Raw genomic sequence first — 25,228 nt, 5'->3', positions numbered from 1 at the left:
CCGATATACGAGGGGAGCTTAGGGAGCATGATGCACAATAACACTGTATAAATATACAGTGTATCGCGGAGTAAGATGGTCCCGTCAGAATGAAAATAGGGGACGGTCGATGTGCACGAACTACCGCGCGCCACACGAGGACTACGAGCTCCGCGAACTGCGGATCGAGCCGTTCAGCGACCTGTACCGACGCTTCCCGTGGAAGCCAGAGATTTACCCGGACTACCTGGCACCCATTGTGCGGGCGTCCGGAGACGGCGCCGAGGCGGTGATCGCGAACTTTGGAGTGATGCCGAAGGCGTTCCAGCCGGCCGGAAAGCACTTCATGACCGTCAACGCGCGATCCGAAACCGTCGCCGAGAAGCCGGCCTATCGGGCGGCGTGGCGAGCAGGGCAGCGCTGCCTGATCCCTGCCGCGTGGATCTACGAACCGAACTGGGAGACCGGTAAGCACGTGCGCTACCGGATCGGCGTCGGCGATTGGCAGCCGTACTGCGTGGCCGGGATCTGGCGCGCATGGCGGGGCCAGGACGGAGTGGAAACGCTCGCGATGGCGATGCTGACCGTGAACGCCGCTGAGCATCCGGTCATGAAGCACATGCACAAGCCGGGCGACGAAAAGCGCTCAGTCGTGATCCTGCGACCGGCCGACTATGACGAATGGCTGCACACGACGAACGTAGACGCGGCGCGCGCGATGCTGCAACTCTATCCTGCATCGGATATGTGTTTCGAGGCTGTGCAGACCGATCGATCTGCACAGTGATGGCGAAACACTAGTCAAGTGTCACTGCACTTTGACGGAGATGTGGCTCTCGAGGACCTTATAGATGGCCAGGCCGCCACTGAACAGAGCCGCTATGACGACAACAACGGCGGTTGCCATGCGCACGGTAGACTCGAGCTTCGACACTTTGCCTTCCAGCTTTTCCGTGGCTGCTTTGGTCGCGTCGATTCTCAATCCAATAGCTCGTTCTGCGCCGTCAAGCTTCAAATCGATGGCTCGTTCGAGAGCATCAAGTCTGGCGAGAAGCGCTTGCTGAGAGGTGTCTACGCGAGCGTCGATTCGCCCATGCTTCTCAGACAAATCGGCCAAGCGACCGTCGACGGCGTTCAGCTTGTCCCATACAAAATGGGCGAAATCTGATTCGGTGGCGCCGCCGGAATCTGCGGTCGATACGGATCCTGCGGCAGACACCGCATCGGAGGATCCACTTTCGAAACGCCGTTGTTGTCTTGGCGACATAATTATTCTGTGCGAGCTTTGATCCATTCCCACAGCGCACTAGGTGCTCGACCAGCGTAGCTTCCCAATGCGAGAACTAATCCGTTCCCAACGAACGGATCTCCCCGAATACCAAATTGATCTGCAAGCTTGCCTGCTGGGCCCTCGGCGTAGACCATCCATCTATCAGGGGTAAGCTGGAAACGCAGTTCCGCCTCTGGGATGGCCGCTTCGAGCTTCGCCTTCACGTCCTCAGCCTTTGTGAGTGCCGTTACGAAAAAGATCTGCTTTGCCATGTCATTGAAGAGGAAACCAAATGTGGCCGAGACTATAACAGACTGCCCGTGGCCAAGATGAAATTGCTCAAAGTATCCCACAGTCGAGAGACTTTCATGTCTTACCGAATTATGGGGCCTGTGGCTCGAATTTCAACCGTTCGAAATTCTCGTTCCCTTGATGCTACGATGCGTGTTGGTGTCCGACGGCGTGCGGTCATCGAGATCATCCCCTCGTAGCGAAGCGTGACTTTTGGCGTAGCTTTGAGGTTTGCACCTTGTCAAGAAAGGGCTGTTCATTACTTCGAGGAAAACGAGTAACGGGAGCGGGCGCACTCGCGCCCATTTCCCATCCTCTGTTCGTCCGATCGTCGCGGGTAGAAGCGACGATCGCGATTTCCCCTTCGCTCGTACCAGTTCCGGGTTCGTGACGTCATCTGCGATTCATTCGCCGCGAGTCCGTTCCACATTCCCATGACGACCACGCCATCGAAGATCGAAACCGAGCGCCTGACGCTGCGTCGCTGGCGACCGGCGGACGCGCAAGCGCTGTCGGCAATGCATGCGGATCCGGACGTGACTGCGTGGCTTGCGCGCGGCCCGATGCCGGCCGACGAGGCGCGTGACGTGCTCGCGCGCTTCGACGCGCATTTCGACGCACACGGTTTCGGTGTTTGGGCGGTCGAGCGCCGCGCCGACGCAACGCTGATCGGCCTGTGCGGCCTGTCGCGCGAAGCACGCGCAACGCATCCGATGGCGCCGTGCGTCGAAATCATGTGGCGGCAGGCACGCCACGCGTGGGGGCATGGCTACGTTGCCGAGGCGGCGGCCGCCGCAATGGCCGACGGGTTCGGCCGGATCGGGCTCGGCGAGATCTTCGCGTGGACGGCCGACACCAACCTGCGATCGCAACGAGTGATGCAGCGGCTCGGCATGCTGCGCCAGCCGGCACGCGATTTCGACCATCCCGCGTTACCGGACGGGCATGCGCTGCGACGGCACGTCGTCTATGTCGCACGCCCCGGCGGGAACGCCGGCGCGTAGCGGTTCACGCGCATCCGCCCGTCAACGCCACGTACCGTTCTGCAACACGATCCGGTAGCCGTCGGCATCCTCGAAGGTCTGGCCGGAGATTTCCCAAAACGGATTGAACGACGTCACGGGCATGAAGCCGTGCGCGGTGGCGCGCTCGCATGCGGCTTCCCATTCCGGGCGATCGGGCAGATAGAAGACGATCAGGTCCTCGGGCGTCGGCGACGGCGCGATCGGATGGTCGGGGCAGTGCGTGAACTCGAAGTGATAGTCGAGGCCTTCGCGTCCGAGCATCACGCCGGAAAAGCCGTCGTGGTCTTCGAAGCGCGCCAGGACCGACAGGTCGAGGGCGTCGCGATACATGCGTTCGGTGCGGGCGAGGTTGCCGACCGGGCGGGCAATGCGCAGATGGGCGTGCAAGATGGCCTCGGGGGAGCGTGGCAGACCCGCCGATGATATCCGGTCGGTCCGGATGATGGCGTGTCGGAATGCAAGCTCGCCGGGTAGCGAAGGCGAAGAGTGATGTGTCCCCGCAATCCGCGCAGGCAATAAAAAAGCCCGCTGCTTGAGCGGGCTGAATCCATGTTTGGAGACATGGAGGAGACAGACGTAAATTTAAGGGAAAACCCGGACGTTTGCAAGCCCTCGTTGTATTCATGCAACTGGCGGTCGTTGCCTCATTCACATACCGCCGGGCCGCGCGTGCGCGGCAAACGCGCCGAACCGTTCCTGCGCGACGGGCAGCGCGTACTTGCTGCGCATCTCCGTCTCGATCCATGCACAGGCCTCGCGCGCGCAGTCGGTCAGCGCGTGGCGCGTCGCGTGTCCGTCGATGTCGTAGACGAAGCGCACACCGACCTCGTCGTCGTCAACCTGTCGTTCGAGCTGATTGAGCTGCAGTTGCGGCCCGTGCTGTTGCGACAGCGCGCGCAGCTCGTCGAAGTGATATTCGAGCCAGTCCGCGAAGAACAGCGCGTCGCTATGGCAGGGCAGGCGGAAAGCCGCGCTGCGCGACGGGCGCGATCCGGCGTCGCCAACCGCCGCATGCGGTTCGCCGTCGGCGGCGGCGGGCAGGTCGACCGGGGCGAGCGGATGCTGAATGTGCCGGTACGGCTCGCGATCGCGCAATGCATGCCACAGCAATTCGTCGCCGGCGGCGCCGGACGGCTGCATCGTCAGGTCGTGCCGGCCGTCGCCGGCCGGGGCGACGCCGCGGATCACGAGGCGCAGCGAGCAGAGCGGCTCGTCCGCGACCAGCAGCGTTGCCGGGCGCGGCAGCCCGCAGACGAGCGGCGCGGCGCCGGCGGCACGAAACACGAGCCCGCGGCGGTCGAGCCGGACGAGCGGCAGCGGCCTGGGAAACGACGGATAGGCGACCGCGATGCGGGCGCCGCTGGCGCTCGTCAACCCGGGCATCATCGCGCGAAAGACCTGAGACTGGTCCACGTTGGTTCTCCTTCGTTACGATGCCGCCCGGACCGAAACGCGCGTTCCGGCTCAGGCGGCGATAGCTTGCCGGGCGGCCTGCCCCGGCTCGATTCCTAGCGCAGCAAACGTTTGCGGATCGATGTCGATCCAACACGCGACCACCAGACGACCGTCCACCTGTTTCGGCGGGCCTGCGCGGTGCGCGTGAATACCGATCCGGCGGAACAGCCGCTCCATGCTCGCGAACGTCACGCCGATCAGCTGCCGCGCGCCGAGCTGCGCCGCGCATTCGACGACGGCCGCGAGCATCGGGCGCACGGCCCACTCGGCGTTGCCCGGCCCGCCTTCGTCGTCGGTCGCCGCGAACCGGGACAACTCCCAGACGGCGGCCGATTGCGGCAGCGGCATGTCTGCGGCGATCAGGTCGGCGAACAGCGACTTCAGCAGATACGGGCGCGTCGTCGGCAGCAGGCGCGCACATCCGCACATGTCGCCGACCGCGTTCCTCGCGAACACGTAGACGGTATCGTCGCGATCGAACTGGTCGCGCTCGAAACTTTCGTTCGCCGACGGGAGCGCCCAGCCGAGCTGTTCGATGAACACACGGCGCCGATAGCGCCCTAGATCCGCAGCAAGTTCGTGTGGCAACCGCCCTTCCTCGTGAACGAAGGTCCGCATGGTGTCCTCGGATCTGTACTTTTGTATGCGTGCATTACATCGCGCAGGACGAGGGGGCTGTAACTAGTAACTCTTACAGGTTCGGGCGGACAAACACGCCATTTGCGGCGTGGTAACGGTTTCTTGACCGGCGGGATTGAAAACCAGGCTGCTTTTGCTTATAAAGAGCGCCAGTCTTGCGAAATGATCGGAAGATTGCGCGGCCGGTTGTCACTGGAGCGTCGGACCGGCATGATAGGTGTCGTTGCGACCGAGCAGGGCAGACGCGACCGCGGCGGGCCAGTCGATGCCGGTTAGCCGTGCCGCGAGCGCGGCGGCCGTGCGGAACATGCCGATGTCGGCACCCTTGGCGTCGACGGCCATCACGTTGCTGCGGACGTCGCCGCCTGCAATCACGAACGTGCCCGTCGCGCGTTCGAGGTACCAGTCCCAGCCGACCGTCACGTAAGCGACGCCGGCACTGGCCGTGCGATGCCATTCGGTATAGCCGGCGAGGCGTGCGTCGATCGCGTTGTCGCGCAGTTCGGCAAGCAGCGATGCATCGAGGCCGCTTGCGACATGGTCAAGCACAAGCACGGCCAGTGCGCCTTCTGACAAGCGCACGTAGCCGTCCGGAGACGGGCCGGGGACTGGGTGCAGCAAAGGTGAAGTCATGCGCGGAATGTATCAGCCTCGATAGGGTGCTGGAACCTGACAAGTATGACAGCGTGACGTTGTCGGAGAACGAATGGAACTGCGCTGGCAGGATGCCTACCAACAATTCAGCGCCGCTGAAGACGAGCAGCAACTCTTCCAGCGGATCGCCGCCTATTCCAAGCGGCTGGGATTCGAATACTGCTGTTACGGCATTCGCGTACCGCTGCCCGTTTCGAAGCCGGCGGTCGCCATCTTCAATACCTATCCGGATGGCTGGATGGCGCACTACCAGGCGCAGAACTACATCGAGATCGATTCGACGGTTCGCGACGGCGCACTCAGCACCAACATGATCGTCTGGCCGGACGTCGACCGGATCGACCCGTGCCCGCTGTGGCAGGACGCGCGCGATTTCGGACTGTCGGTGGGCGTCGCGCAGTCGAGCTGGGCGGCCCGCGGGGCGTTCGGTCTGCTGAGCATCGCACGCCATGCCGACCGGCTGACGCCGGCCGAGATCAACATGCTGACGCTGCAGACGAACTGGCTCGCGAACCTGTCGCATTCGCTGATGAGCCGCTTCATGGTGCCGAAGCTGTCGCCCGCGGCGGGCGTCACGCTGACCGCGCGCGAGCGCGAGGTGCTGTGCTGGACGGCCGAAGGCAAGACCGCGTGCGAAATCGGCCAGATCCTCAGCATCTCGGAACGGACGGTCAACTTCCACGTGAACAACATCCTCGAGAAGCTCGGCGCGACCAACAAGGTCCAGGCGGTCGTCAAGTCGATCTCTGCGGGGCTCATCGAAGCACCCTGACGCACGCGACGGCGGTGCCGGATGCGGTAGCCGCCCCGCCAGCTCATTCCATCATCGGCTCCGCTTCCTTCGCGGTCCAGCTCACGCTGGAAATGCTTTTCTCCATGCTCATCCGGCTCGCGATCTGCTCGAGCTTCTGCTGATCCTTCGGATGCAGTTTCAGCGTCGCGGTCACCTTCAGCCGGTCCGGCTGGTCGGGCACGTCCTCGCTCGTCAGGCTCTGGAACGACAGCGGCTTCGCATACATCGAGTTCGACAGCAGCGTGCGGATATGCACTTCGTCGGCGGCGAGGCAGATCACCGTGATCTGGTATTCGCGCACGAGATCGGCGTTCGATACGGGCGTCGCGTTGATCGTCTGGCTGACGCCGCGCAGCACGGTATTGGTGAGCAGCACGACGCCCGTGCCGGCGAGCGCAGGCACGTAATGGCCGGAGCCGGCCAGCACGCCGACGGCGGCCGAGCACCACAGCGTCGCGGCCGTGTTGATGCCCTGGATCGAGCCCTTGTCGCGCATGATCACGCCGCCGCCGAGAAAACCGACGCCCGACACGACGTACGCGGCGATCTGCGTGACACCCGCGACGCCGTTGCCGGTCAGCACGCCGAGCGTGACGAACAGGCATGCGCCGCTCGCCACGAGCGTGATGGTGCGCAGGCCGGCCGTGCGCTGGCGCATCTGGCGCTCGAGGCCGATGGCGACGCCGCAGGCGAACGCGGTGAAAAGACGAAGTGCGAAATCGAAAGTCATGGTTGTCCTGCCGTGCAAGAAGCGCATGCCGGCCTGCGTCGCCGCGGCGCAAGGCCGGGGGCGACGCGGCGATAGCCGTCATCGCGCGGTACTTTACCGCGCGAATGCGTCATTCAGTGTGAAACGGGTAGGCGTGCGGCTCGCGGAACGCGAGCCGGGGCAGGAGAACTGCGTCGGACAGGCGTTCAGGCGGCAAGCGGCGCACGCAACGGAGTGCTGCAACTGTCCACGATGGTTCCTGAAGGAAGAATGGGCGGCATTCTAGTGGGCGGCGCGCGCCTGCGTCAACCGCCTTGCGGCGGCTGCGCTATTGCGCCGGGCCGATCGTCCCCGTCGCAAGCGCGAGCGCGGCGGCGGCCGACAGCGCGCCGGCATAGCTGTCGACCTCCGCGTTCCGGGCGGCGAGCAACTGACTCTGCGCGATCGTCGCATCGGTGACCGAGCCCACGCCGTTCCGGTACGCGGTGAGCGCCGCGTCGTAGCTCGTCTGCGCGGCATCGACGAGGGCCCTCGCGGCATCGTGCGACGCGAGGCTCGTCTGTACCGCGTTCTGCGCGGCGACGACCTGGCGCACGGCTTCCTCCTTGGTTCGCGTGAGGCGCGCGGACGCGCTTTGCGCATCGTTGCGCGCCTGCATCAGCACGGCCGAGCGCAGACCGCCGTCGTACAGCGGAATCGTCACGCCGAGGAACACGCCACCGCCGTAGCGGCTGCCGTTCAGGTTGACGGTCGGCGCCTGGTCGCCGATCGCGGGCAGCGCGGAGATGGCCGTGCCGCCGCTTGCGTAGGAGGTCGACGCGGACAGGAAGATCTTCGGCATGAACGCGGCTTCCGCCGCCTTGATCTTCGCGCGATTGGCCTTCTCGAGCGCGAACGCGCCCTGCAGGTCGGGGCGGCGCGCGATCGCGTCCGACACGATCGCATCGACCGACGAACCGAGCGCGGGCGGCAGCGGCCGCTTCGGCAGCGCGGCGATCGTCGGCTTCGACAGCGGCGAGATGCCGAGCGCGGAGACGAGCGCGAGGTAGCTGTCGCTTTCCGCGCCGTTCGCCTGCACGAGCGCGAGGTTTGCCTGCGCGCGGTTCTGCGTCGCCTGCGCGAGCTCGACGACCGTGCCGACGCCGTGCTTGAGCCGCGCGCGGGAAGCCGCGAGGATCGCATCCGCGTTCGCGAGACCCTGCTGCGCGCTGACAGCGCGCGAGCGGGCGGCTTCGTAGCGGTAGTACGAAACCGTCACGTCGTGGATCACCTGCTGGTGCACCGCCGTGAATGCGACGTTCGATGCGATCGACGCCTGTTCGGCCGCTTCGACACGCGCCGCGCGGCCGCCGAAATCGAACAGCAGCCATTGCAGCGACAGCGCCGAGATCGTGCCGTGCACGGTGGTGTTGCTCGACGAATCGCCGAGGATCGTCGACGTCGAGCCGTGGCTCGTCTGGTACGCGCCCATCGCCGTTGCCGACAGGCGCGGCAGGTAGGCGGACTTGGCCAGGCCGACCGCGAGCGCCGCGTTGCGTGCATCGTTCCACGCGATGCGGGTCAGCGGGTTCGACGATTCGGCGAGGTCGATCAGCTCGGCCAGCGTGTACGGATGCGCGGCATCGAGCTCGGCCGGCGGCGCGACCGATGCGAGCGCCGGCGACGCGGGCAGCGTGTAGTCGTGCGCGCGTTGCGCGGACGCCCGCGGCGGGCCCGGCACGATGTCGCCCGCGGCCGACGTTTGCGGCTGCCACGGGCGATCGGATGCCTCCGGCGCCAGATCGATCGACGACGTCGCGCAACCGGCCAGCGCGACGGCGGTCGCGAGGGCGGCTACGGCGATCGAGGCGGCCGGCGGTTCAGGTCGACGCATGGGGGGCAGGCTCCTTCGGTGTGGCTTGACGGGCGGCGTCGGCGATATGCGCGAGCCGCGTGTCGATCAGGTTCAGCAGCGCGTCGCGTGCGGGGTCGGTGGGGGCGGCGGCCGGCGGCGGGGACGAGGGCGGCGGGGACGAGGGTGCCGGGTTCGGCGAGCGCGCGGCTTCGTCGTCGCGCGGCTCGGTCACGCGCGCGAGTTGCGCGCCGATCGCTGCGTCGCCGGGTTGGCGTTCGGCGAGCAGGAACAGCGGGCCTTCGATCGCGCCGAGTTCGGCGAGCGCGCGCCGCCGGGTGGCGAGCCACGTCGCGGCCGGCCGCACCCACGACGGTTCGTAGTGGACCAGGCCGAGTTCCTGCGCGATTGCGCCGTGGCGTGCGAACGCTTCGGCCGCGAGCGTGCGTCGCTCGGCCGGCTGCGCGATCTGCGCGATGCGCCGCCATTGATCGAGCAGCGCGGCAAACGCCACGTCGATCTGCTTGCCGATGCTGACGGGCCAGATGCGCGTGAACACGAGATACACGACGACGTTGCCGAGCAGGATGCCGATCGTGCGGTCGCGCGCGATCGTCAGGTCGAAGCCGGGGCCGGCGCCCTGGATCACGCACAGGAAAAACGCGAACGCGATCTGGAAGCCCGCATACGCGATGCGCGGCGAGCCGAATGCGATCCACGCGGACAGCCACGCGCCGACGAACACCAGCGCCATCAGGTGGCCGACCGACGACAGCGCCGGCACGACGAATACGAGCGCGGCGGTGCCGAGCAGCGCGCCGGCCATGCAGCCGAAGATCCGCAGCGTGAGCTTCTCGACCGTCTCGGCCGTCGAGCCGAGCGACACGATGTAGCAGGTGACGACGCAGGTATGGATGCCCGACCAGTCGAGCTGCGAGTACAGCAGGTAGCAGAAGATCGCTGCGGCGGTCGTTTTCAGCGCATAGCGGATATGGTCGGGATTGGTGCGCGCGTCCGGCAGGAAGAAGCCGCCTCGCGGTGCCGGTGCCGGCGGCGCGGCGGGTGCGGCGGGCGCGGCGGGCGCGGCCACAGGCGCGCCAGGCGCTGCATCGGCCGTCGCGTCCGGTTCCGCGAAACGGGTGATCGCGGCCTGGAGATCGGTTGCGGCGATGCGTGCGAGCGGCGGCAGCGCGTCGGCGGGCGGTAGCGCGAGCGTCACGTCGACTGGATAGCCGCCGCGTTCGAGAATGGCGGCCATGTCGTCGAGCGTCGCGGCGATCGGCGTGGCGAACGCATCGGGCAGCCGTGCGTCCGGTTCGCGATCGGCCAGCGCGACGCCGACCATCAGCGCGGTGCTCGAGGCGATGGCCTGCCGCAGCGCCACGACGTCGGCGGCGGCCGACGAGCCTTCGAGCTTCGACAGCTTGAGCCAGGTGAGCAACTGCTTGTCGCCCTCGCGCAGGCTCGCGTCGAACGCGGCACGCGCGTCGTCGTCGCCGCGCAGTCGTCGCGCGGCGAGCCGCAGCCGTTTCGCGAGCTGCGCGTGCGCGAGCTTGCGCGGCGACGGCGCGATCAGCAGGTTGACGACGATCGCCACGCCGACGGGGATCGCGATCGTCAGCCAGATATAGAGCAGCGCGCGGGTCGCGGCTTCGCCGAACGGTGCGAGGCCGAGCTGGTCGAGCCCGAAGCCGACGATCATCGCGAGGATCGCGCCCACGGGGCGCAGCTTGCTGGCGGACGTCAGGTACAGCAGGGCGACCGACAGCACCGCCATGCACGCGACCCGCAGGATCGAATAGTCGATGCTGAAGATCGCGATGCCGAGCACGAGCCCGATCACGATCGTGACGATCAGCAGCAGCGCGGCCGCGAGCACGACGCTCGTCACGCGGTCGGCACGGATCATGAAGAACACGACGTACGCGGACAGCGCGGCTTCGGGCGTGCCGTACGCGGCCGTCACGAGCGCGGTCAGCGCGCAGATCAGCGCGACGCGCACGGCGATCGCCATGCGCCCCGGAAACGGCGCGAGCAGCCGCAGGACTTCGCGCGGGCCCGGTGCGCGAACGTCAGCGGCAGGCAGTGCCATGCCGGACCTCGACGATCGCGCTGGCGCCGACACGCACGAGCTTCGCGTCGGGTTCGTCGAGCTTCACGCGCACCGGGAAGCGCTGCGCGACGTGCACCCAGTTCACCGAGTTCTGCACGATCGGCAGCGTGCGCGGCAGGTTGATGCGCGCGCTGTCCGCGATGCCCGCGCCGATGCCGACCACCTTGCCCGTCAGCGGGCGGCTGCGGTCGATCATCGAATAGACGGTCGCGCAATCGCCGACCGCGATGCGGCTCAGCGACGTCTCGCGGAAATTGCCGACGGCGAACCATTCGCGCGCGTCGATCAGCGTGAAGATCGACTGGTTCGGCGCAAGGGTTTCGCCGGGGAGCACGCTCAGCCCCGTCACGAGCCCGTCGTGCGGCGCGCGCACGACCGTGTCGTCGAGCGCATGCTGTGCGCGGGCGAGCGCGGCTTCGCGCGCATGCAGTGTCGCGATCGCATCGGCTTCGTCACCGATCGTCTGCGCGGACGCGCGCTGCTGCTCCTGCGCTTGCGCGAGCGAGACGGACGCGTCGCGCTGGCGGACCTTCGCCTGGTCGAACTGCTGCGCGCTGACGTAACCCTGCGCGGCGAGCGGCGCGAGCCGGTTCACGTCGCGTGTCGCGAGATCGGCGTTCTGCGTCGCGCGCTTGACCTGCTCGGCGGCGACCGCCGCGTTCGAACGTTCGCCGATCAGCGACCGGCGGCGCGTGTCGAGCGACGCGCGCGCGAGTTCGACGTCGGCCTGTGCCTGCGCGACCGTCAGCCGGTACGGCACGGGATCGATTTCGTACAGCAGGTCGCCTTTCGCGACGCGCTGGTTCTCGTGCACCGCGAGCTGCACGATGCGGCCTCCGACCGGCGAGGCGACATGCACGACGTCCGCGTCGATCGACGCGTCGTCGGTGGACGGATAGGCGGTCGTGCGGCAGTACGCGTACACGAGCGCGGCGATGCCGAGCGCGACGATTGCGAGCGCGATCGCGCGGCCTTTCGCGGAGGGGCGGGGGAGTCCGGCGGCCTTCATGCGAACGGCCCCGTGCCGGTGAGCCAGACGATCACGGCGACCACGAGCCCGATCGCGGTGCAGACGGCGAGCTGGTAAGGCACGGTGGAAGCCCAGCCGGTCGCGACGAACACGCGGTGCGCGACGATCGCGCCGATGACGCCGACGATCGCGCTGACGAGCCAGAGCGGGAAGTACGCGCCGAACAGCACGTACGACGGTGCGCCGCGCGATGCGCAGCCTGCGAGCGGCAGGGCGGGCGCCAGGACGGCGGCGACGCGCAGGGGCGCGCGCGGCGTTGTTTTTCTCATGGTGTGACGAGCTCGACGTTGGGGGTGGATGCCGGGCGCGGCGCAATGCGGATCGTCGCCGCGACGACGATTCCGGGATACGGAGCCGATAATAAATCAGCGCGATGCGGATCGCCAGCCATCCGGTGCGCAGGGGCGGCGCGGGCTGCGGCCGCCCGTGCGGCGCCGGCGATCATGCCGCTTCGTCCGTCCGCGAGTTCGGCAGATGCCGCCTGATCGCCGCGATTCTGCCAGCGCCCGCTCGCGTAGGGTTGCTAACGGACTGTAAAGGATCGTCAGATGAAAGAAGGGGGGCGGAATTTGCCGTTCCGGTGCGATGGAATCGGCGCGGAAGCCGCCGATTGCGCGTCGAACCTGGATGAATCCGTCAGTTCGACTGACCGTGCGCGTCCGCGACCAGCAGGTCGACCAGATCGCGTGCGAAGCGCGGCAGCGCATCGAGATCCGCGACGCAGATCTGCAGCTGGCGCTCGGCCCAGCCGTCCTCGAGCGCGACGACGCACAGCGCCATCGTCTTCGCATGGCGGCGCGCGGTGCCTTCGGGCAGCACGCCGACGCCGACGTTCGCCTCGATCATCCGGCAGGCCGTTTCGAAGTTGCTGACCTGGATGCGCCAGCGCAGCGTGCGCTGCACGTCGGCGGCCGCGCGCTTCAGGAAGGTGTGGAGCGCGCTGGCCTCGGGCAGGCCGATGAAGTCGTGGTCGAGCGCCGCGACGAACGGCGTCGACGCCAGACCGGCGAGCGGGTGCCCGGGCGCGGTCGCGAGCACGAGGCGGTCGCGCCGGTACGGCATCGCCTGCAGGCCGTCGGTGCGCACGTCGCCGGCGACGATGCCGATGTCGACCGCGCCTTCCTGCACCGCGCGCACGATGTCCGGGCTCAGCCGCTCCTGCATGTCGATCGTCACGTCGGGATGATCGACGAGATAGCGGCGCAGCACGCCCGGCAGGAACTCGCTCATCGCCGTGGTGTTCGCGTAGACGCGGACGTGACCTTTCACGCCCGACGCGTATTCCTGCAGGTCGCCGGTCAACTGTTCGAGCTGACGCAGCACGCGGCGTGCATGCGCGAGCAGCGTTTCGCCCGGCGCGGTCAGCGTGACGCCCTGGCTCGTGCGGCTCAACAGTTTCACGCCGACCTGTTCCTCGAGGTTCTTGATGCGCATGCTGGCGGCCGGCACCGACAGGTGCGCGCGTTCGGCGCCGCGCGTGAGGCTGCGCGCCTCCGCGATGTGCGTGAACAGTTTGAGGTCGACGAGATCGAAGCGCATGGGCGTGGCGGCGGGAGGATGGCGGATTATCGCGCGAAGCCGCGCGACGCTCCACCGGCGGGCGCGACCGGTCGTCGCGGCCGGGATCTGTGTACCATCGTGCGTATGGCGCGACGCGCGGCACGGGGCATCACGGCCCCGCGCGACGCGTGTCGCGGAAGCGGTATCGCAACGAAGGTGAGCGTTCCATGCGAAGTTTCTTTGTCCGGTTCATTGCAATCGGCGTGCTGTTCCATCTGTATGTCGGGATGCGGATCATTCCCGACGCGTTCGCGTCGCCGGTCGCGCGCACGATCGCGGCGCTCGTGCTGGCGAGTTTCGTCGTGCTGATTCCGGTCGGCATGTTTTCACGGCGCTTCGACGAAGGCTGGGCCGCGACGCTGGTCGGCTGGGCCGGGGCGCTCGTGATGGGGTTCTTTTCGTCGCTGCTGGTGCTGACGTTCCTGCGCGAATTCGTGCTGCTCGGCGTGGTCGCGTGGCGGCATCTCGGGCACGACGGCGCTTGGAGCGGCGCGGCGCCCGACACGGCGCTCGGCGTGCTGGCGGCCGCGGTGCTCGTCACCGCGATCGGGTTCGCCGGCGCGCGCCGCACGGCGGCGGTCAAGCGCGTGTCGATTCCGGTGGCGGGGCTGCCGGCCGCGCTCGACGGGCTGACGATCGTGCAACTGTCCGACATCCACGTCGGGCCGACGATCAAGCGGCCGTATATCGAACGGATCGTGCGCGCGGTCAATGCGCTCGACGCCGACCTGGTGGTCGTGACGGGCGACGTGGTGGACGGTTCGGTCAAGCGCCTGCGCGACCACACGGCGCCGCTTGGCCGGATGCGGTCGCGGCACGGCAGTTTCCTCGTGACGGGCAACCACGAGTACTACGCGGGCGCACATGCGTGGATCGACGAATTCCGCCGCATCGGGCTGACGGTGCTGCTGAACGAGCACGTGCTGATCGAGCATGACGGCGCCCGCGCGGTGCTCGCGGGCGTGACCGATTTCACGGCCGGCGGGTTCGATCCCGCGCATCGCAGCGACCCCGCGCAGGCGCTGGCGGGCGCGCCGCGCGACGTCGGCACGAAGATCCTGCTCGCGCACCAGCCGCGCAGCGCCGAGGCGGCGAACCGCGCGGGCTTTACCGTGCAGTTGTCGGGGCATACGCACGGCGGCCAGTTCCTGCCCTGGCCGCCGTTCGTGCGCTTGCAGCAGCCGGTGATCGGCGGGCTGAACCGCTTCGGCGACATGTGGCTCTATACGAGCCGCGGCACCGGCTACTGGGGGCCGCCGAACCGCTTTGGCGTGCCGTCCGAGATCACGCTGATCCGGCTGACGCGCGGCTAGCCCGCGGCCCGGAGGCCGCCGTTACTCGATGCGCGCGATATCGTCGAAATCGAAGCGCGGGCTGCGCGGGAACAGGCCGGCCGGATCGCCATAGCCGAGATTCACGAGGAAGTTGCTCTTGATCGCGGTGCCCGCGAAGAATTCGGCATCGACCTTCGCGCCGTCGAAGCCCGACATCGGGCCCGCGTCGAGGCCGAGCGCGCGCGCGGCCAGGATCAGGTACGCGCCTTGCAGCGACGCGTTGCGGAACGTGGTGGCCTGGATCAGCGCTTCGTTGCCGGCGAACCAGCTGCGTGCGTCAGCGTGCGGGAACAGGCGCGGCAGGTGTTCGTAGAACGCGTAATCCATCCCGACGATCACGGTGACGGGCGCGGCCATCGTCTTCGCGAGGTTGCCTTCGGACAGCGCGGGCTTCAGGCGCGCCTTCGCTTCGGGCGACTTGACGAACACGAAGCGCGCGGGGCTCGAGTTGGCCGACGTCGGGCCGAATTTCGTCAGGTCGATCAGCCGGTGCAGCAGCGCGTCGTCGACGGGCTTGTCCTGCCATGCGTTGTGCGTGCGCGCGGTGAGGAACAGTTGATCGAGGGCGGAATCGGAGAGCGTCGTCATGATGGGATCCGGGAAGAAAGCGGCCGGGTTGCGCCGGCCCGCGTGGCGGAAGAATGCGGCGCCCCTCGGCGGGGCATGCCGCGACACGCCGCGATGATAGCGTGATGCGCGCCTGCGCATCGCGGTGCGCGGCGGTTTCCTTTCATCGGCGAATGACAGCGCATGGCGGCGCGCGGCGCCGTTGGCTAGTATGCAGACATGCATCGTTCGCTCCGTTCATCGCCCGCTCCTTCCGACATGTCGACGCCCGATCTCTTCGCCGATACGCCTGCGCCCGACGTGGACTGGTACCCGGACTGGCTCGCGCCGCCCGACGCCGATCGCGCGCTCGCCGCGCTGATCGGCGAAGTCGCCTGGCGGCAGGACACGATCCGCACGCCGCGCGGGCGCATTCCGTTGCCGAGACTCACTGCGTGGCAGGGCGAGCCGGACGCGGTGTACGTGTATTCGGGGATCCGCAACGTGCCCGCGCCGTGGACGCCGGCCGTGCTCGACCTGAAGCGCGCGGTCGAGGCGACGTGCGGCGCGCGCTTCAACAGCGTGCTGCTCAATCGCTACCGCAACGGGCTGGACAGTCTGGGCTGGCACGCGGACAACGAGCCGGAACTCGGCGAGGCGCCGGTGATCGCGTCGGTGAGCCTCGGCGCGATGCGCGTGTTCGATCTGCGCCATCGCGCGACCGGCGTCACGCACGCGTACCGCCTCGTGCATGGCAGCCTGCTCGTGATGCGCGGCCGCACGCAGGCGGAATGGCAGCACCGCGTGCCGAAGGCGCCGGGCGTGCAGGGCGAGCGGGTCAACCTGACCTTCCGGCGCGTGATGGCGGCGGCCGGATAGATCGCTCCCTGTTTTCGTGATCCACGAAAGGTCGATGCAAGCAATCGCCCGTGTGTGCGGCACGTTGCCGCACGAATGCGATTCCGTGCCGCCCGGCATGGCCCGGAGGCCCGTCCCGTATGGGTTTCAGGTAAATTTCATCGACCGCCCGGTTCCGATAGATGAGTGAAACCTCTGATGGTGCGTCGCAACAATAATTGACTAGACTGTCGAATGGCAGAAACGCGTCGGCACACCGGCGCGATCCTTTCGACATGCCCTGAGCGTTGCCGATGCGGCACGCAAGGGGGCAGGAGCAAAACGCGTGACCGTACTCGACCCTTCCTTCGAACCCTCGCTGCACGTCTTCGAGCAAGACGGCGGATGGCAATGGGCGCTGACGGTGAAGCGGGCGACCGGCGTCGGCGTGAAAGTCGTGGCGTTCAGCCGCGAAGGCTTTCGCGGCGAAGCCGAGGCATACGCCGCCGGGCAGCTCGCCCGCGCCGAATATGACGCCGCCGTGACGGCCTGACGCCGTCGCGGCGATCCCGCCCGAGGATCGTCTTCACCCCTGCCGTCCGGTGCCGGACGGTGCCTTCCCGATCGTTTTCCGTTTTCGTGTCATCCGCCCGTCGCGATGCGCGCCGCCGCGTGCGGTGCGCCGGCGCGCCCGTGCGCCGGCGCGCCCGTGCGCCGGCGCTTGCCGTGCCAAATGGTCCGTACCATTCGACACGTGCGTGCCATACGTCGCGCTTAACGTCCGTGCACGGCGTCCGTCGCGCCGGCGACGTGGCCTGCGCCGCGGTTCGAGCGCCGGACGCCGACCCATCGACAAGAATGATGCAGGTCATGTGCGACGACAGAACCGACTACCGCCGCCATGCGCGCGGCGGATTGCGACCGGTGCGGGTGCCGGAACGGGGATTCACGCTGATCGAGGTGCTGATCGCGCTGGCCATCGTGGCCGTCGCGCTGGGCGCCGTGATGCGTGCGATCGGCGCGCTCGCGTCGGATACCGACATGGCGCGCATGCGCCTGCTCGCGTTATGGAGTGCCGACAACGCGCTCGGCGAGATCCGCATCGCATCGACCTGGCCGTCCGTCGGCACGAACACGTTCGCGTGCCCGCAGGGGCGCTACCGGTTCGTGTGCCGCCAGTCGGTGGCCGCGCTGCCGAGCCCGCTCGTGCGGCGCGTGACGGTGAGCGTCTATCCGTCCGCGTCGAGCCGCAACGTGCTCGCCGAAGTCGTCACGGTGATCCAGAATGAAGCGCGCCGCTGAACCGCGTGCGGCCGCGCGTGCGCGCGGCTTCACGCTGATCGAGATGCTGGTCGCGATCGCGCTGCTCGCCGTGATCGCGCTGCTGTCGTGGCGCGGCCTCGACGCGACGATCCGCGGCCGCGACGATATCGCGTCGAATCTGGCGCAAACGCGTCTGCTCGGCCGCTACTTCTCCCAGTTGCAATTCGACCTGACGAACCTCGTGACGCCCGACGAAGTGTTCGGGCCGCCGCTGCGCATCCGGCCGAACGAACTCGTGATGGTGCGCCATCTCGGGGTCGGCGGCGGACCGGCACAGATGCAGGTCGTGCGCTATCAGCTGAAGGGGCGCGCGCTCGTGCGCAGCGCGTCGCAGCCGCTCGCGTCGCTGGCCGACGTCGAGGACGCGCTGCAGCACATGGATGCGTTTGCGCGTGTGGTGGTCAGCAACGATGCGCGGACGATGCAGCTTTCCGTGTGGATTCCGCCCGGCGGCTGGACGACGAGCCAGACCGTCGTCGAACAGGCCTATGCGCAGTTTCTCGCGCAGCACGGCATCAGCAATTCGACGTCGATCGGGGTGCCGGTGCCGCGCGGCATCCGCTTCGCGGTCACGATGGGTGCGCCGGCGGTCGAGTACGTCCGGACGATCCCGATCGGCCAATGAATGCGCGATGCCGCCCGGCGTACGCGGCCCCGCGGGGAAAGCCGTTCCGTCCCCCGGGCAAAATGGTCCGTAACTTTCGTCATACGTCTGTTATTGGCCGTCCGTTAGTCTCGTCACGAGCATGACCGCCGCGACCGGTTCCATCGACCGGGTCAGCGGCGGCATCGGCAAACGGGAAGGGGGCGAACGTGACGGTCGAGCACCGGCATGATGCACAGGCGGGCGCGTCGGGTCACGACGCGCCCGGGCAATGGCAAGCGGCGGCGATCCTGAGCCGCGCACAACACCGGCACAGCGCCGGACAGTTCGACGACGCGGCGCGCGACTATCTCGCGGTGCTCGCGAAGGCGCCCGATCATCCGCAGGCGCTGCACCTGTACGGCGTGCTGCAGTTCCAGTGCGGCGCGGCCGACCATGCCGAAGCGCTGCTGCGCCAGTCGATCGCGGTCGCGCCGGACGTGCGCGCGCTGTCGGACCTCGGCGCGATCGTCGGCGAGCGCGGCCGCATCGACGAGGCGCTCGGGCATTTCGCGACCGCGCTGCAAGCGGCGCCCGACGACGTGCAGACGCTCGTGCGCCGCGGCAACACGCTGATCGGCCTGCGCCGTTACGATGATGCGCTCGTATCCTTCGACCGCGCGCTGGCGGTGTCGCCGCTCGTGCTCGACGCGTTGTGCAATCGCGGCGGGGCGCTGCGCGCGCTCGGCCGCCTCGACGACGCGCTCGACACCTACGACCGCGCGTTGATGGTCGATCCGCACTCGTTCGAAGCGTGGTTCAACCGCGGCCTCGTGCTGCGCGAGATGCGGCGCACGGCCGATGCGCTGCACTGTTTCGATCGCGCGCAGGCGATCCGGCCGGGCATCGCCGCGATCATGGCCGAGCGCGGCCGTACCCTTGCCGAACTCGATCGCCTCAACGAAGCGCTTGCCGCGTTCAACGAGGCGATCGCAGCCGATCCCGCGCGACTCGACGCGCTTTGCGACAGTGCGGCCGTGCTTGAACGGCTCGGCCGCGCGGACGAGGCGCTCGAGCGTTGCGAACGCGTGCTGGCGCGCGATCCGGATCACGTGCGCGCACTCGCGGGCCGCGGCAACGCGTTGCTGCAGCTCGAGCGTCACGACGACGCGCTCGCCAGCTATGAGCGGGCGCTGGCGCTCGAGGCGCGTTCGGCCGACACGCTATGCAATCGCGGCACGGCGCTGCGCGACCTGCAGCGCTTCGACGCGGCGCTCGCCAGCTACGATGCGGCGCTCGCGCTCGACGCGGATTTCGCCGAAGCGTGGACGCACCGCGGCAACGTGCTGCGCGATCTGCACCGCTACGACGACGCGCTCGCGTCGCTCGATCGCGCGCTGGCGCTGCGCGCCGACGTGGCGACGCACTGGCTGGCCCGCGGCAACCTGCTGGCCGACCTGGGGCAGGTGGACGACGCGCTCGCCGCGTACGATCGCGCCATTGCGCTGCAACCCGATTTCGCCGGCGCACATTGCGCGCGCGCATCGCTGCTCCTGATGGAAGGCGACTTCGCGCACGGCTGGCGCGCGTACGAATGGCGGCTGCGCGATGCGCCGTTCGCACGGCATGCACGGCCGTTCACGCAACCGGTGTGGCGCGGCGACGAGCCGCTCGACGGCAAGACGATCCTGATCCATGCGGAGCCGGGTGTCGACGACACGCTGCAGTTCTGCCGCTACGTGCCGCTCGTCGCGGCACGCGGCGCACGCGTGGTGCTCGAGGTGCCGCCGTCGTTGCGCACGCTGATGGCGTCGCTCGACGGCGCGGCCCACGTGATCGCGCGCGGCGAGCCGCTGCCCGCGTTCGACTGCCAGGTGCCGCTGCCGAGCCTGCCGCATGCATTCCACTCCGAAGCCGGCGCCATTCCGGGCACCGCCGCCTGTCTGCATGCGGACCCGCAGCGCACGCGCCAGTGGGACACGCTGCTCGGCGCACGACGCAGGTTGCGCGTCGGGCTCGCGTGGGCGGGCGAGCCGGCACGCCGGCACGACGCCGGCCGGTCGATCGATTTCGCGCGGCTCGCGCCGCTGTTCGATCTCGACGTCGACTGGATCAGCCTGCAAACGTCCATGAACGAACGCGACGCAGCGCTGCTGGCCGACGCGCCGGTATGCCGCGTCGACGACGAACTCGGCGACTTCGCGGATCTGGGTGCGCTGATCGGTGCGCTGGATCTCGTGATCGCGGCCGATTCCGCGGTCGCGCATCTGGCCGGCGCGCTGGGCGCGCGCGTCTGGGTGCTGCTGCCGGACCCGCCGGCCTGGCGCTGGATGCGGACGCGCGGCGACAGCCCGTGGTATCCGTCCGCGCGGCTGTTTCGCCAGTCCGCGCCCGGCAACTGGGCGGATGCGATCGACGCGGTGCGTGCCGCGCTCGAATCGATGACACGTTAGACACGACACGCAATACGAACAGCGATCAGTGGGGGCCACACGATGACACCGAACGGGGAAGGGACGACCTTGGCGGGCGCGCCGGTCGCGCCGGAGCGCCGTCTACCCGATACCGCGCAGCTCGAACGGCTGCTCGTGCGAGCGCGCAAGGCGCATCACGAGGGCGCGCTGCAGCATGCGGAGAACGCCTACGCCGAACTGCTGGCGCTCGATCCCGAGCATCCGGAGGCGCTGCACCTGCTCGGCGCGGTGCGCTTCCAGCAGGGGCGGCTCGACGATGCCGAGCCGCTGATGCGGCGCTCGGTGGAACGCCAGCCGGTGCCGCTCGCGCTCGCGAACTACTCGGCGGTGCTGGCCGGGCTCGGGCGCGAGCACGATGCGCTTGCGCGGCTCGACGAGGCACTCGCGATCAATCCCGTGCATCAGCGCGTGCTGTTCCAGCGGGCCGGGCTGCTCGCGCAGCTCGCGCGTTATGACGAAGCGCGTGCGGTCTACGATCGGCTGCTCGAACTGACGCCCGGTTTCGCCGACGGCCATGTGAAGCGCAGCGACATGCTGCGCGCGCTCGGCCGCTTCGACGATGCGCTCGCCGACTGCGACCGTGCGATCGCGCTCGCGGGCCGCACGTTCGACGCGATGCGCGGGCGCGGGCTGGCATTACGCGAACTCGGCCGCTTTCGCGACGCGGCGGACAGCTACGGTCACGCGCTCGCGCTGCGGCCGGGCAGCGCCGAAGCGCTGTTCCTGCGCGGCGTCGCGTATCTCGATCTGCACGACCCCGACCACGCGCTGGCGGATTTCAATGCGGCGATCGCGGCGAGCCCCGCGTTCGTCGACGCGATCTTCAACAGCTCGATCGCGCTCGAACAGCTCGGCCGGCACGACGAGGCGCTGATGCGCTGCGACCGTGCGATCGCGATCGATCCGCGCCATGCGCGCGCGCTCGCCAATCGCGGCAATGCGGCGAGCCATCTGGGCCGTTATGCGGACGCGGTCGACAGCTATGCACGCGCGCTCGACGTGGAGCCGCGCAGCACGGGCGTGCTGTGCAACTACGCGAGCGCGCTGATGCGGGTCGACCGTCACGACGACGCGCACGACCTGTGCGATCGCGCGCTGGCGATCGATCCGCACTATGCGCCCGCGTCGTTCACACGGGCGCGGGTCCGGCTCGAAACGCATCGCTACGACGACGCGCTCGACGATTTCACGCGCGTGATTACGGCGACGCCGGGCGACAAGCTCGCGCATTTCCACCGCGGCAACGCGTTGCGCGCATTGCGGCGGCACGAGGACGCGCTGCGCGCGTATGCGGACGCGATCGACATCGATCCGGATTTTGCGCACGCACACTGCATGCGTGCGTTCCTGTGCCTGTCGATCGGCGATTTCGACGCCGGCTGGGCCGAGTACGAATGGCGCTGGCGCGACAGCCAGCTCGACGGCAGCCGGCGCGATTTCGCGCAGCCGCGCTGGACGCACGGGATGCCGCTCGACGGCCGGACGATCCTGCTGTATCCGGAGCAGGGGCTCGGCGACACGCTGCAGTTCTGCCGCTATGTGCCGCTCGTGAAGGCGCTCGGTGCGCGCGTCGTGGTCGAGGCGCCGGTCGAGCTGAAGGCGCTGTTCGCGACGCTCGACGGCGTCGACGTGCTCGTCGCGCGCGGCGATCCGCTGCCGCCGTTCGACCTGCATTGCCCGCTGCTGAGCCTGCCGCTCGAATTCCGCACCGGTCTGGCGTCGATTCCGGCGGGGTCGCCGTACCTGCGGGCCGACCCCGCGCGTGTCGCGCACTGGCGTGAGCGTCTGGGCGTCGCCGGCCGGCCGCGGATCGGACTCGTGTGGTCCGGCAACCCGCTGCACGTGAACGACCGCAACCGCTCGATCACGCTCGCGGACCTGGCGCCGCTGCTCGACGATCGCTACGAATGGATCAGCCTGCAGAAGGTGATCCGCGACGAGGATCGGGCGGCGCTCGACGCGAGCGCGATCCGCTTCGTCGGCGACGAACTGACGGACTTCGCGGAAACGGCCGCGCTGGTCGAGGCGCTGGACGCGGTGATCAGCGTCGATACGTCGGTCGCGCACCTGGCCGGCGCGCTCGGCCGGCCGCTCGCGGTGATGCTGCCGCACACGCCCGATTTCCGCTGGCTGCTCGATCGCGACGACAGCCCGTGGTATCCGGGCGCGCGACTGTTTCGCCAGCCGGAGGGCGGCCAATGGGCGCCAGTCGTCGAGCGGATGCGCGATGCGCTGCCGGCGCTGGTGGCGGGGGCGTCGCGATGAGCACGGCGCAGGCACCGGCGTTCGGCGCGGGTGCCGCGCCGCTGCGGGCCGCGATCGACGATGCGCTGCGCCATGCGCGCGCGCGGCTCGAACAGCGCGATTTCGCCGGAGCGGGAAAACTCTACGCCGGGGTGCTGGCGATGATGCCGGATCACGTCGAGGCGCTGCACCTGCTCGGGTTCGTGCATCTTCAGCTCGGGGAACCCGCGCGCGCGGAGCCGCTGATCGCGCGATCGATGCGGTTCGGGCTGAATCAGCCGTGGAATTTCGTGAATCATGCGGCGGCGCTGACCGGTGCGGGCAGGCATCGCGAGGCGCTCAACGCCGCGGCACAGGCACTCGCGCGCGATCCCGGCCATGCGCCGGCGCACGCGGCGCGCGGTGATGCCCTGCATGCGCTCGGCCGGCACGGCGAAGCCGTGGGCGCCTACGATCTCGCGCTGACGCGCGAGCCGGGCCGCGCGGTGTCGTGGGTACGGCGCGGCGAAGCCTTGCGCGCGCTCGGCCGGCCCGCCGATGCGTTGATCAGCATCGAGCGCGCATTGCGGATCGATCCGGACGATCCGGCTGCGCTCGCCGAGCGCGGCCATGCGCTGCGCGCGCTCGGTCGAGGCGACGAGGCGCTGCATTGCTTTCAGCTCGCGATGGTGGTGCGCGGCAAGACCCCCGATCTCGTCTATGCGTGCGGCTATACGCTGATCGAACTGGGGCGGCCGGCCGAAGCGCTCGCGTGCCTCGACGAAGCGCTGGCGCGATTGCGGGACGACGTGCAGTTGCTGTTCGTGAGTTGCGTGGCGCTCGACCTGCTGCATTTGCGCGACGAGTTGTTGAAGCGCTGCGACCGGCTGCTGGCGCGCGACCGCGACAACGTGGGCGCGTGGATCGGCCGCGGCAATGCATTGCTCGGGCTGCGGCGGCATGAGGAAGCCGCGCACGCATATGGCGAAGCCCTTTCGCGCGTACCGGCGGATTTCGACGCGCTGCGCAATCGGGCGGGCGCGCTGCGCGCATTGGGCGCGTGCGACGAAGCGCTCGCGCATTACGATCGTGCGCTCGACGCGCACGGCCCGCACGCGGAAGTGCTGTGCAATCGCGCGATCGCGTTGCAGCTGCTCGGCCGGTACGACGATGCGCTGGCGAGTTACGCCGCCGCGGCCGGTGCGCCGGGACGGACTGCGCAGGAGATCTATACGCGCGCAGTCGCACGCCAGCAGCTCGGCGACTACGCCGCCGCGCTCGCCGATTTCGCGCTGGCCACGGTGCGTGACCCGAATCACGGTATCGCCCGCCGGTCCGAAGCGTTCTGCCGCCTGGCGATGGGCGACTACGCCGCGGGCTGGCGGCAGCACGAATCGCGCTGGGATGCCGCCGACGTGATGCTGCACCGGCGCCATGCCGACCGTCCGCAATGGACCGGCGACGAACCGCTCGCGGGGCGTACGCTGCTGCTGCACGCGGAGCAGGGTTTCGGCGACACGCTGCAGTTCTGCCGCTACGCGAGTCTGGCGCACGATCGCGGTGCGACCGTGCTGATCGACGCACCGGCCGCGCTGGCCGGCCTGCTCGGCGCCTTGCGTGGCGTGAGCCGTGTCGTCGCCGACGGCCAGCCTGCGCCGGCGTTCGATCTCCATTGCCCGATGATGAGCCTGCCGTTCGCATTCCGGACGACGCTCGATACGGTGCCGGCCGACGTGCCGTACCTGCATGCCGACCCGCTGCGGCGTGCCGCGTGGACCGACCGGCTCGATGCGCGCGCGCCGTCGCGACGGCTGCGCGTGGGGCTCGCATGGTCGGGCAACCCGAATCATGCCAACGACGAAAACCGGTCGATGACGTTCGCCGCGCTCGCGCCGCTGGTCGAACTCGACGCGACGTTCGTGAGCCTGCAGGTGGGCGTCCGCGCGCGCGATGCCGATGCATTCGCGGCAAGCGGCGTGCTGTCGTTCGAGGCGGAGCTGACGGATTTCGCGGAAACGGCCTCACTCGTCGACGCGCTGGATCTCGTGATCGCCGTCGATACGTCGGTCGTGCATCTGGCCGGCGCGCTCGGGCGCCCGGTGTGGGTGCTGTTGCCGCGCGTGCCGGACTGGCGCTGGCTGCTCGCGCGCGACGACAGCCCGTGGTATCCGGCCGCGACGCTGTTCCGGCAGGGGCGGCCCGGCGACTGGCCGGCGCTGGTCGAACGCGTGGCGGACGCGCTTGCGGCCCGCATCCGCGCGCATGGCGACACCGCGTGACCGGCCGACTGTGACAAAAGCTACGGACCTTTCATGCGCGGCCGGAATGGTCCGTAGCACCCGCCACGCCGCTGCCATCGCGGCTTCGTATGTTCTTGTGATTCAGTGCCCGGGTTCAGGCCCGGGCGCAACGACCAGACATGGCAACGGATCGACGCCGCTTTCGGCGCGATCGTCGTCCAGCGCAATTTCATAGGATTCGGGGTGAAGAATGGCAGCACGCGCACGCACGGCACGACAACCTGACGCGACGGGTTCGCGCTCGATCCTGAAATCGGAA

At 68.7% G+C, this 25,228-nt stretch carries 24 protein-coding genes; 11 read left to right on the top strand and 13 right to left on the bottom strand.

Annotation, left to right across the window (positions count from 1 at the left end; translation table 11 throughout):
- The first annotated feature begins 109 nt into the window (after positions 1–109).
- A complete protein-coding gene (locus tag OHZ10_RS29125; protein WP_342705123.1) occupies positions 110–766 on the top strand; it encodes an SOS response-associated peptidase in 657 nt (218 codons plus the stop codon).
- Between the two features lie 21 nt (positions 767–787).
- Here OHZ10_RS29125 and OHZ10_RS29120 read toward each other — a convergent pair whose 3' ends face one another.
- Complete coding sequence (locus OHZ10_RS29120; protein WP_342705122.1) at positions 788–1,273, bottom strand: hypothetical protein; 486 nt, start codon at positions 1,271–1,273, stop codon at positions 788–790.
- A gap of 701 nt (positions 1,274–1,974) precedes the next feature.
- Between OHZ10_RS29120 and OHZ10_RS29115 the strand changes: the two genes are divergently transcribed.
- Complete coding sequence (locus OHZ10_RS29115; RefSeq protein ID WP_342705121.1) at positions 1,975–2,544, top strand: GNAT family N-acetyltransferase; 570 nt, start codon at positions 1,975–1,977, stop codon at positions 2,542–2,544.
- Between the two features lie 21 nt (positions 2,545–2,565).
- Here OHZ10_RS29115 and OHZ10_RS29110 read toward each other — a convergent pair whose 3' ends face one another.
- The 4 genes from OHZ10_RS29110 to OHZ10_RS29095 form a co-directional block, all read right to left on the bottom strand.
- Positions 2,566–2,952 (bottom strand): VOC family protein, encoded by a 387-nt coding sequence (locus OHZ10_RS29110; protein ID WP_059240007.1) that lies wholly within the window; start codon positions 2,950–2,952, stop codon positions 2,566–2,568.
- A gap of 261 nt (positions 2,953–3,213) precedes the next feature.
- Positions 3,214–3,978: a hypothetical protein gene (locus OHZ10_RS29105; protein WP_174991312.1), complete on the bottom strand. Its 765-nt coding sequence runs from the start codon at positions 3,976–3,978 to the stop codon at positions 3,214–3,216.
- Positions 3,979–4,029: 51 nt separating this feature from the next.
- On the bottom strand, positions 4,030–4,638 hold the full coding sequence (locus OHZ10_RS29100; RefSeq protein ID WP_059240012.1) for an acyl-homoserine-lactone synthase: 609 nt from the start codon (positions 4,636–4,638) through the stop codon (positions 4,030–4,032).
- Positions 4,639–4,848: 210 nt separating this feature from the next.
- The gene (locus OHZ10_RS29095; protein WP_059240014.1) at positions 4,849–5,292 is read right to left on the bottom strand and encodes a DUF4902 domain-containing protein; all 444 of its coding nucleotides are present in this window, start codon (positions 5,290–5,292) and stop codon (positions 4,849–4,851) included.
- A 73-nt stretch (positions 5,293–5,365) separates the two neighbouring features.
- Here OHZ10_RS29095 and OHZ10_RS29090 point away from each other — a divergent pair, with 73 nt between their 5' ends.
- Positions 5,366–6,085, top strand: a complete 720-nt coding sequence (locus OHZ10_RS29090; RefSeq protein ID WP_059240016.1) for an autoinducer binding domain-containing protein — start codon at positions 5,366–5,368, stop codon at positions 6,083–6,085.
- A 43-nt stretch (positions 6,086–6,128) separates the two neighbouring features.
- On the opposite strand, the gene OHZ10_RS29085 is transcribed toward OHZ10_RS29090, so the two are convergent.
- The 7 genes from OHZ10_RS29085 to OHZ10_RS29055 all read right to left on the bottom strand — a co-directional run bounded on the left by OHZ10_RS29085 (position 6,129) and on the right by OHZ10_RS29055 (position 13,328).
- Positions 6,129–6,836, bottom strand: a complete 708-nt coding sequence (locus tag OHZ10_RS29085; RefSeq protein WP_059240019.1) for an MgtC/SapB family protein — start codon at positions 6,834–6,836, stop codon at positions 6,129–6,131.
- Between the two features lie 307 nt (positions 6,837–7,143).
- On the bottom strand, positions 7,144–8,688 hold the full coding sequence (locus OHZ10_RS29080; RefSeq protein ID WP_342705120.1) for a TolC family protein: 1,545 nt from the start codon (positions 8,686–8,688) through the stop codon (positions 7,144–7,146).
- The gene (locus OHZ10_RS29075) at positions 8,675–10,738 is read right to left on the bottom strand and encodes an FUSC family protein (protein ID WP_342705119.1); all 2,064 of its coding nucleotides are present in this window, start codon (positions 10,736–10,738) and stop codon (positions 8,675–8,677) included. The genes OHZ10_RS29080 and OHZ10_RS29075 overlap by 14 nt, the downstream gene beginning before the upstream one ends.
- Entirely contained in the window at positions 10,719–11,768 is a 1,050-nt protein-coding gene (gene mdtN, locus OHZ10_RS29070) for a multidrug transporter subunit MdtN (protein WP_340624790.1), read from the bottom strand. The genes OHZ10_RS29075 and mdtN overlap by 20 nt, the downstream gene beginning before the upstream one ends.
- Positions 11,765–12,058 (bottom strand): hypothetical protein, encoded by a 294-nt coding sequence (locus OHZ10_RS29065; protein ID WP_059240026.1) that lies wholly within the window; start codon positions 12,056–12,058, stop codon positions 11,765–11,767. Before OHZ10_RS29065 ends, mdtN begins: the two co-directional genes overlap by 4 nt.
- Positions 12,055–12,234 carry a hypothetical protein gene (locus OHZ10_RS29060; protein WP_155627276.1) on the bottom strand — a complete coding sequence of 60 codons (180 nt, stop codon included), beginning with the start codon at positions 12,232–12,234 and terminating at the stop codon, positions 12,055–12,057. Before OHZ10_RS29060 ends, OHZ10_RS29065 begins: the two co-directional genes overlap by 4 nt.
- A gap of 191 nt (positions 12,235–12,425) precedes the next feature.
- The gene (locus OHZ10_RS29055) at positions 12,426–13,328 is read right to left on the bottom strand and encodes a LysR substrate-binding domain-containing protein (protein WP_256086176.1); all 903 of its coding nucleotides are present in this window, start codon (positions 13,326–13,328) and stop codon (positions 12,426–12,428) included.
- Between the two features lie 188 nt (positions 13,329–13,516).
- Here OHZ10_RS29055 and OHZ10_RS29050 point away from each other — a divergent pair, with 188 nt between their 5' ends.
- A complete protein-coding gene (locus tag OHZ10_RS29050) occupies positions 13,517–14,662 on the top strand; it encodes a metallophosphoesterase (RefSeq protein WP_342705118.1) in 1,146 nt (381 codons plus the stop codon).
- A gap of 21 nt (positions 14,663–14,683) precedes the next feature.
- Here the strand turns inward: OHZ10_RS29050 and OHZ10_RS29045 are convergent, their stop codons facing one another.
- Positions 14,684–15,271 carry a malonic semialdehyde reductase gene (locus tag OHZ10_RS29045; RefSeq protein WP_059240957.1) on the bottom strand — a complete coding sequence of 196 codons (588 nt, stop codon included), beginning with the start codon at positions 15,269–15,271 and terminating at the stop codon, positions 14,684–14,686.
- A gap of 237 nt (positions 15,272–15,508) precedes the next feature.
- Between OHZ10_RS29045 and OHZ10_RS29040 the strand changes: the two genes are divergently transcribed.
- The 7 genes from OHZ10_RS29040 (at position 15,509) to OHZ10_RS29010 (ending at position 24,948) form a co-directional block, all read left to right on the top strand.
- Positions 15,509–16,108, top strand: a complete 600-nt coding sequence (locus tag OHZ10_RS29040) for an alpha-ketoglutarate-dependent dioxygenase AlkB family protein (protein ID WP_174991306.1) — start codon at positions 15,509–15,511, stop codon at positions 16,106–16,108.
- A gap of 304 nt (positions 16,109–16,412) precedes the next feature.
- A complete protein-coding gene (locus OHZ10_RS29035) occupies positions 16,413–16,619 on the top strand; it encodes a hypothetical protein (RefSeq protein WP_034180396.1) in 207 nt (68 codons plus the stop codon).
- Positions 16,620–16,936: 317 nt separating this feature from the next.
- Positions 16,937–17,368 carry a type II secretion system minor pseudopilin GspI gene (gene gspI, locus OHZ10_RS29030; RefSeq protein WP_174991305.1) on the top strand — a complete coding sequence of 144 codons (432 nt, stop codon included), beginning with the start codon at positions 16,937–16,939 and terminating at the stop codon, positions 17,366–17,368.
- Positions 17,352–18,014 carry a PulJ/GspJ family protein gene (locus OHZ10_RS29025; RefSeq protein WP_340624794.1) on the top strand — a complete coding sequence of 221 codons (663 nt, stop codon included), beginning with the start codon at positions 17,352–17,354 and terminating at the stop codon, positions 18,012–18,014. Before gspI ends, OHZ10_RS29025 begins: the two co-directional genes overlap by 17 nt.
- 188 nt (positions 18,015–18,202) lie before the next feature.
- The gene (locus OHZ10_RS29020) at positions 18,203–20,425 is read left to right on the top strand and encodes a tetratricopeptide repeat protein (RefSeq protein ID WP_342705117.1); all 2,223 of its coding nucleotides are present in this window, start codon (positions 18,203–18,205) and stop codon (positions 20,423–20,425) included.
- Between the two features lie 42 nt (positions 20,426–20,467).
- Positions 20,468–22,711 carry a tetratricopeptide repeat protein gene (locus OHZ10_RS29015; protein ID WP_174991302.1) on the top strand — a complete coding sequence of 748 codons (2,244 nt, stop codon included), beginning with the start codon at positions 20,468–20,470 and terminating at the stop codon, positions 22,709–22,711.
- A complete protein-coding gene (locus OHZ10_RS29010) occupies positions 22,708–24,948 on the top strand; it encodes a tetratricopeptide repeat protein (RefSeq protein ID WP_342705116.1) in 2,241 nt (746 codons plus the stop codon). The genes OHZ10_RS29015 and OHZ10_RS29010 overlap by 4 nt, the downstream gene beginning before the upstream one ends.
- The last annotated feature ends 280 nt before the right edge of the window (positions 24,949–25,228 follow it).

The sequence above is a fragment of the Burkholderia arboris genome (assembly GCF_038723655.1).
GTDB lineage: Bacteria > Pseudomonadota > Gammaproteobacteria > Burkholderiales > Burkholderiaceae > Burkholderia > Burkholderia arboris.
The sequence above is the reverse complement of the archived record's forward strand: the minus strand, read 5'-3'. Positions and strand labels throughout refer to the sequence as shown.

Bases quoted from the DNA above. Each gene is read 5' to 3' on its own strand.
- OHZ10_RS29060 (WP_155627276.1), bottom strand. From the start codon at position 12,234: ATGATCGCCGGCGCCGCACGGGCGGCCGCAGCCCGCGCCGCCCCTGCG.
- OHZ10_RS29055 (WP_256086176.1), bottom strand. From the start codon at position 13,328: ATGCGCTTCGATCTCGTCGACCTCAAACTGTTCACGCACATCGCGGAG.
- OHZ10_RS29100 (WP_059240012.1), bottom strand. From the start codon at position 4,638: ATGCGGACCTTCGTTCACGAGGAAGGGCGGTTGCCACACGAACTTGCT.
- OHZ10_RS29080 (WP_342705120.1), bottom strand. From the start codon at position 8,688: ATGCGTCGACCTGAACCGCCGGCCGCCTCGATCGCCGTAGCCGCCCTC.
- OHZ10_RS29120 (WP_342705122.1), bottom strand. From the start codon at position 1,273: ATGGATCAAAGCTCGCACAGAATAATTATGTCGCCAAGACAACAACGG.
- OHZ10_RS29085 (WP_059240019.1), bottom strand. From the start codon at position 6,836: ATGACTTTCGATTTCGCACTTCGTCTTTTCACCGCGTTCGCCTGCGGC.
- OHZ10_RS29075 (WP_342705119.1), bottom strand. From the start codon at position 10,738: ATGGCACTGCCTGCCGCTGACGTTCGCGCACCGGGCCCGCGCGAAGTC.
- OHZ10_RS29010 (WP_342705116.1), top strand. From the start codon at position 22,708: ATGAGCACGGCGCAGGCACCGGCGTTCGGCGCGGGTGCCGCGCCGCTG.
- OHZ10_RS29040 (WP_174991306.1), top strand. From the start codon at position 15,509: ATGTCGACGCCCGATCTCTTCGCCGATACGCCTGCGCCCGACGTGGAC.
- OHZ10_RS29095 (WP_059240014.1), bottom strand. From the start codon at position 5,292: ATGACTTCACCTTTGCTGCACCCAGTCCCCGGCCCGTCTCCGGACGGC.
- OHZ10_RS29025 (WP_340624794.1), top strand. From the start codon at position 17,352: ATGAAGCGCGCCGCTGAACCGCGTGCGGCCGCGCGTGCGCGCGGCTTC.
- OHZ10_RS29045 (WP_059240957.1), bottom strand. From the start codon at position 15,271: ATGACGACGCTCTCCGATTCCGCCCTCGATCAACTGTTCCTCACCGCG.
- OHZ10_RS29115 (WP_342705121.1), top strand. From the start codon at position 1,975: ATGACGACCACGCCATCGAAGATCGAAACCGAGCGCCTGACGCTGCGT.
- gspI (WP_174991305.1), top strand. From the start codon at position 16,937: ATGTGCGACGACAGAACCGACTACCGCCGCCATGCGCGCGGCGGATTG.
- OHZ10_RS29090 (WP_059240016.1), top strand. From the start codon at position 5,366: ATGGAACTGCGCTGGCAGGATGCCTACCAACAATTCAGCGCCGCTGAA.
- OHZ10_RS29050 (WP_342705118.1), top strand. From the start codon at position 13,517: ATGCGAAGTTTCTTTGTCCGGTTCATTGCAATCGGCGTGCTGTTCCAT.
- OHZ10_RS29065 (WP_059240026.1), bottom strand. From the start codon at position 12,058: ATGAGAAAAACAACGCCGCGCGCGCCCCTGCGCGTCGCCGCCGTCCTG.
- OHZ10_RS29015 (WP_174991302.1), top strand. From the start codon at position 20,468: ATGACACCGAACGGGGAAGGGACGACCTTGGCGGGCGCGCCGGTCGCG.
- OHZ10_RS29125 (WP_342705123.1), top strand. From the start codon at position 110: ATGTGCACGAACTACCGCGCGCCACACGAGGACTACGAGCTCCGCGAA.
- mdtN (WP_340624790.1), bottom strand. From the start codon at position 11,768: ATGAAGGCCGCCGGACTCCCCCGCCCCTCCGCGAAAGGCCGCGCGATC.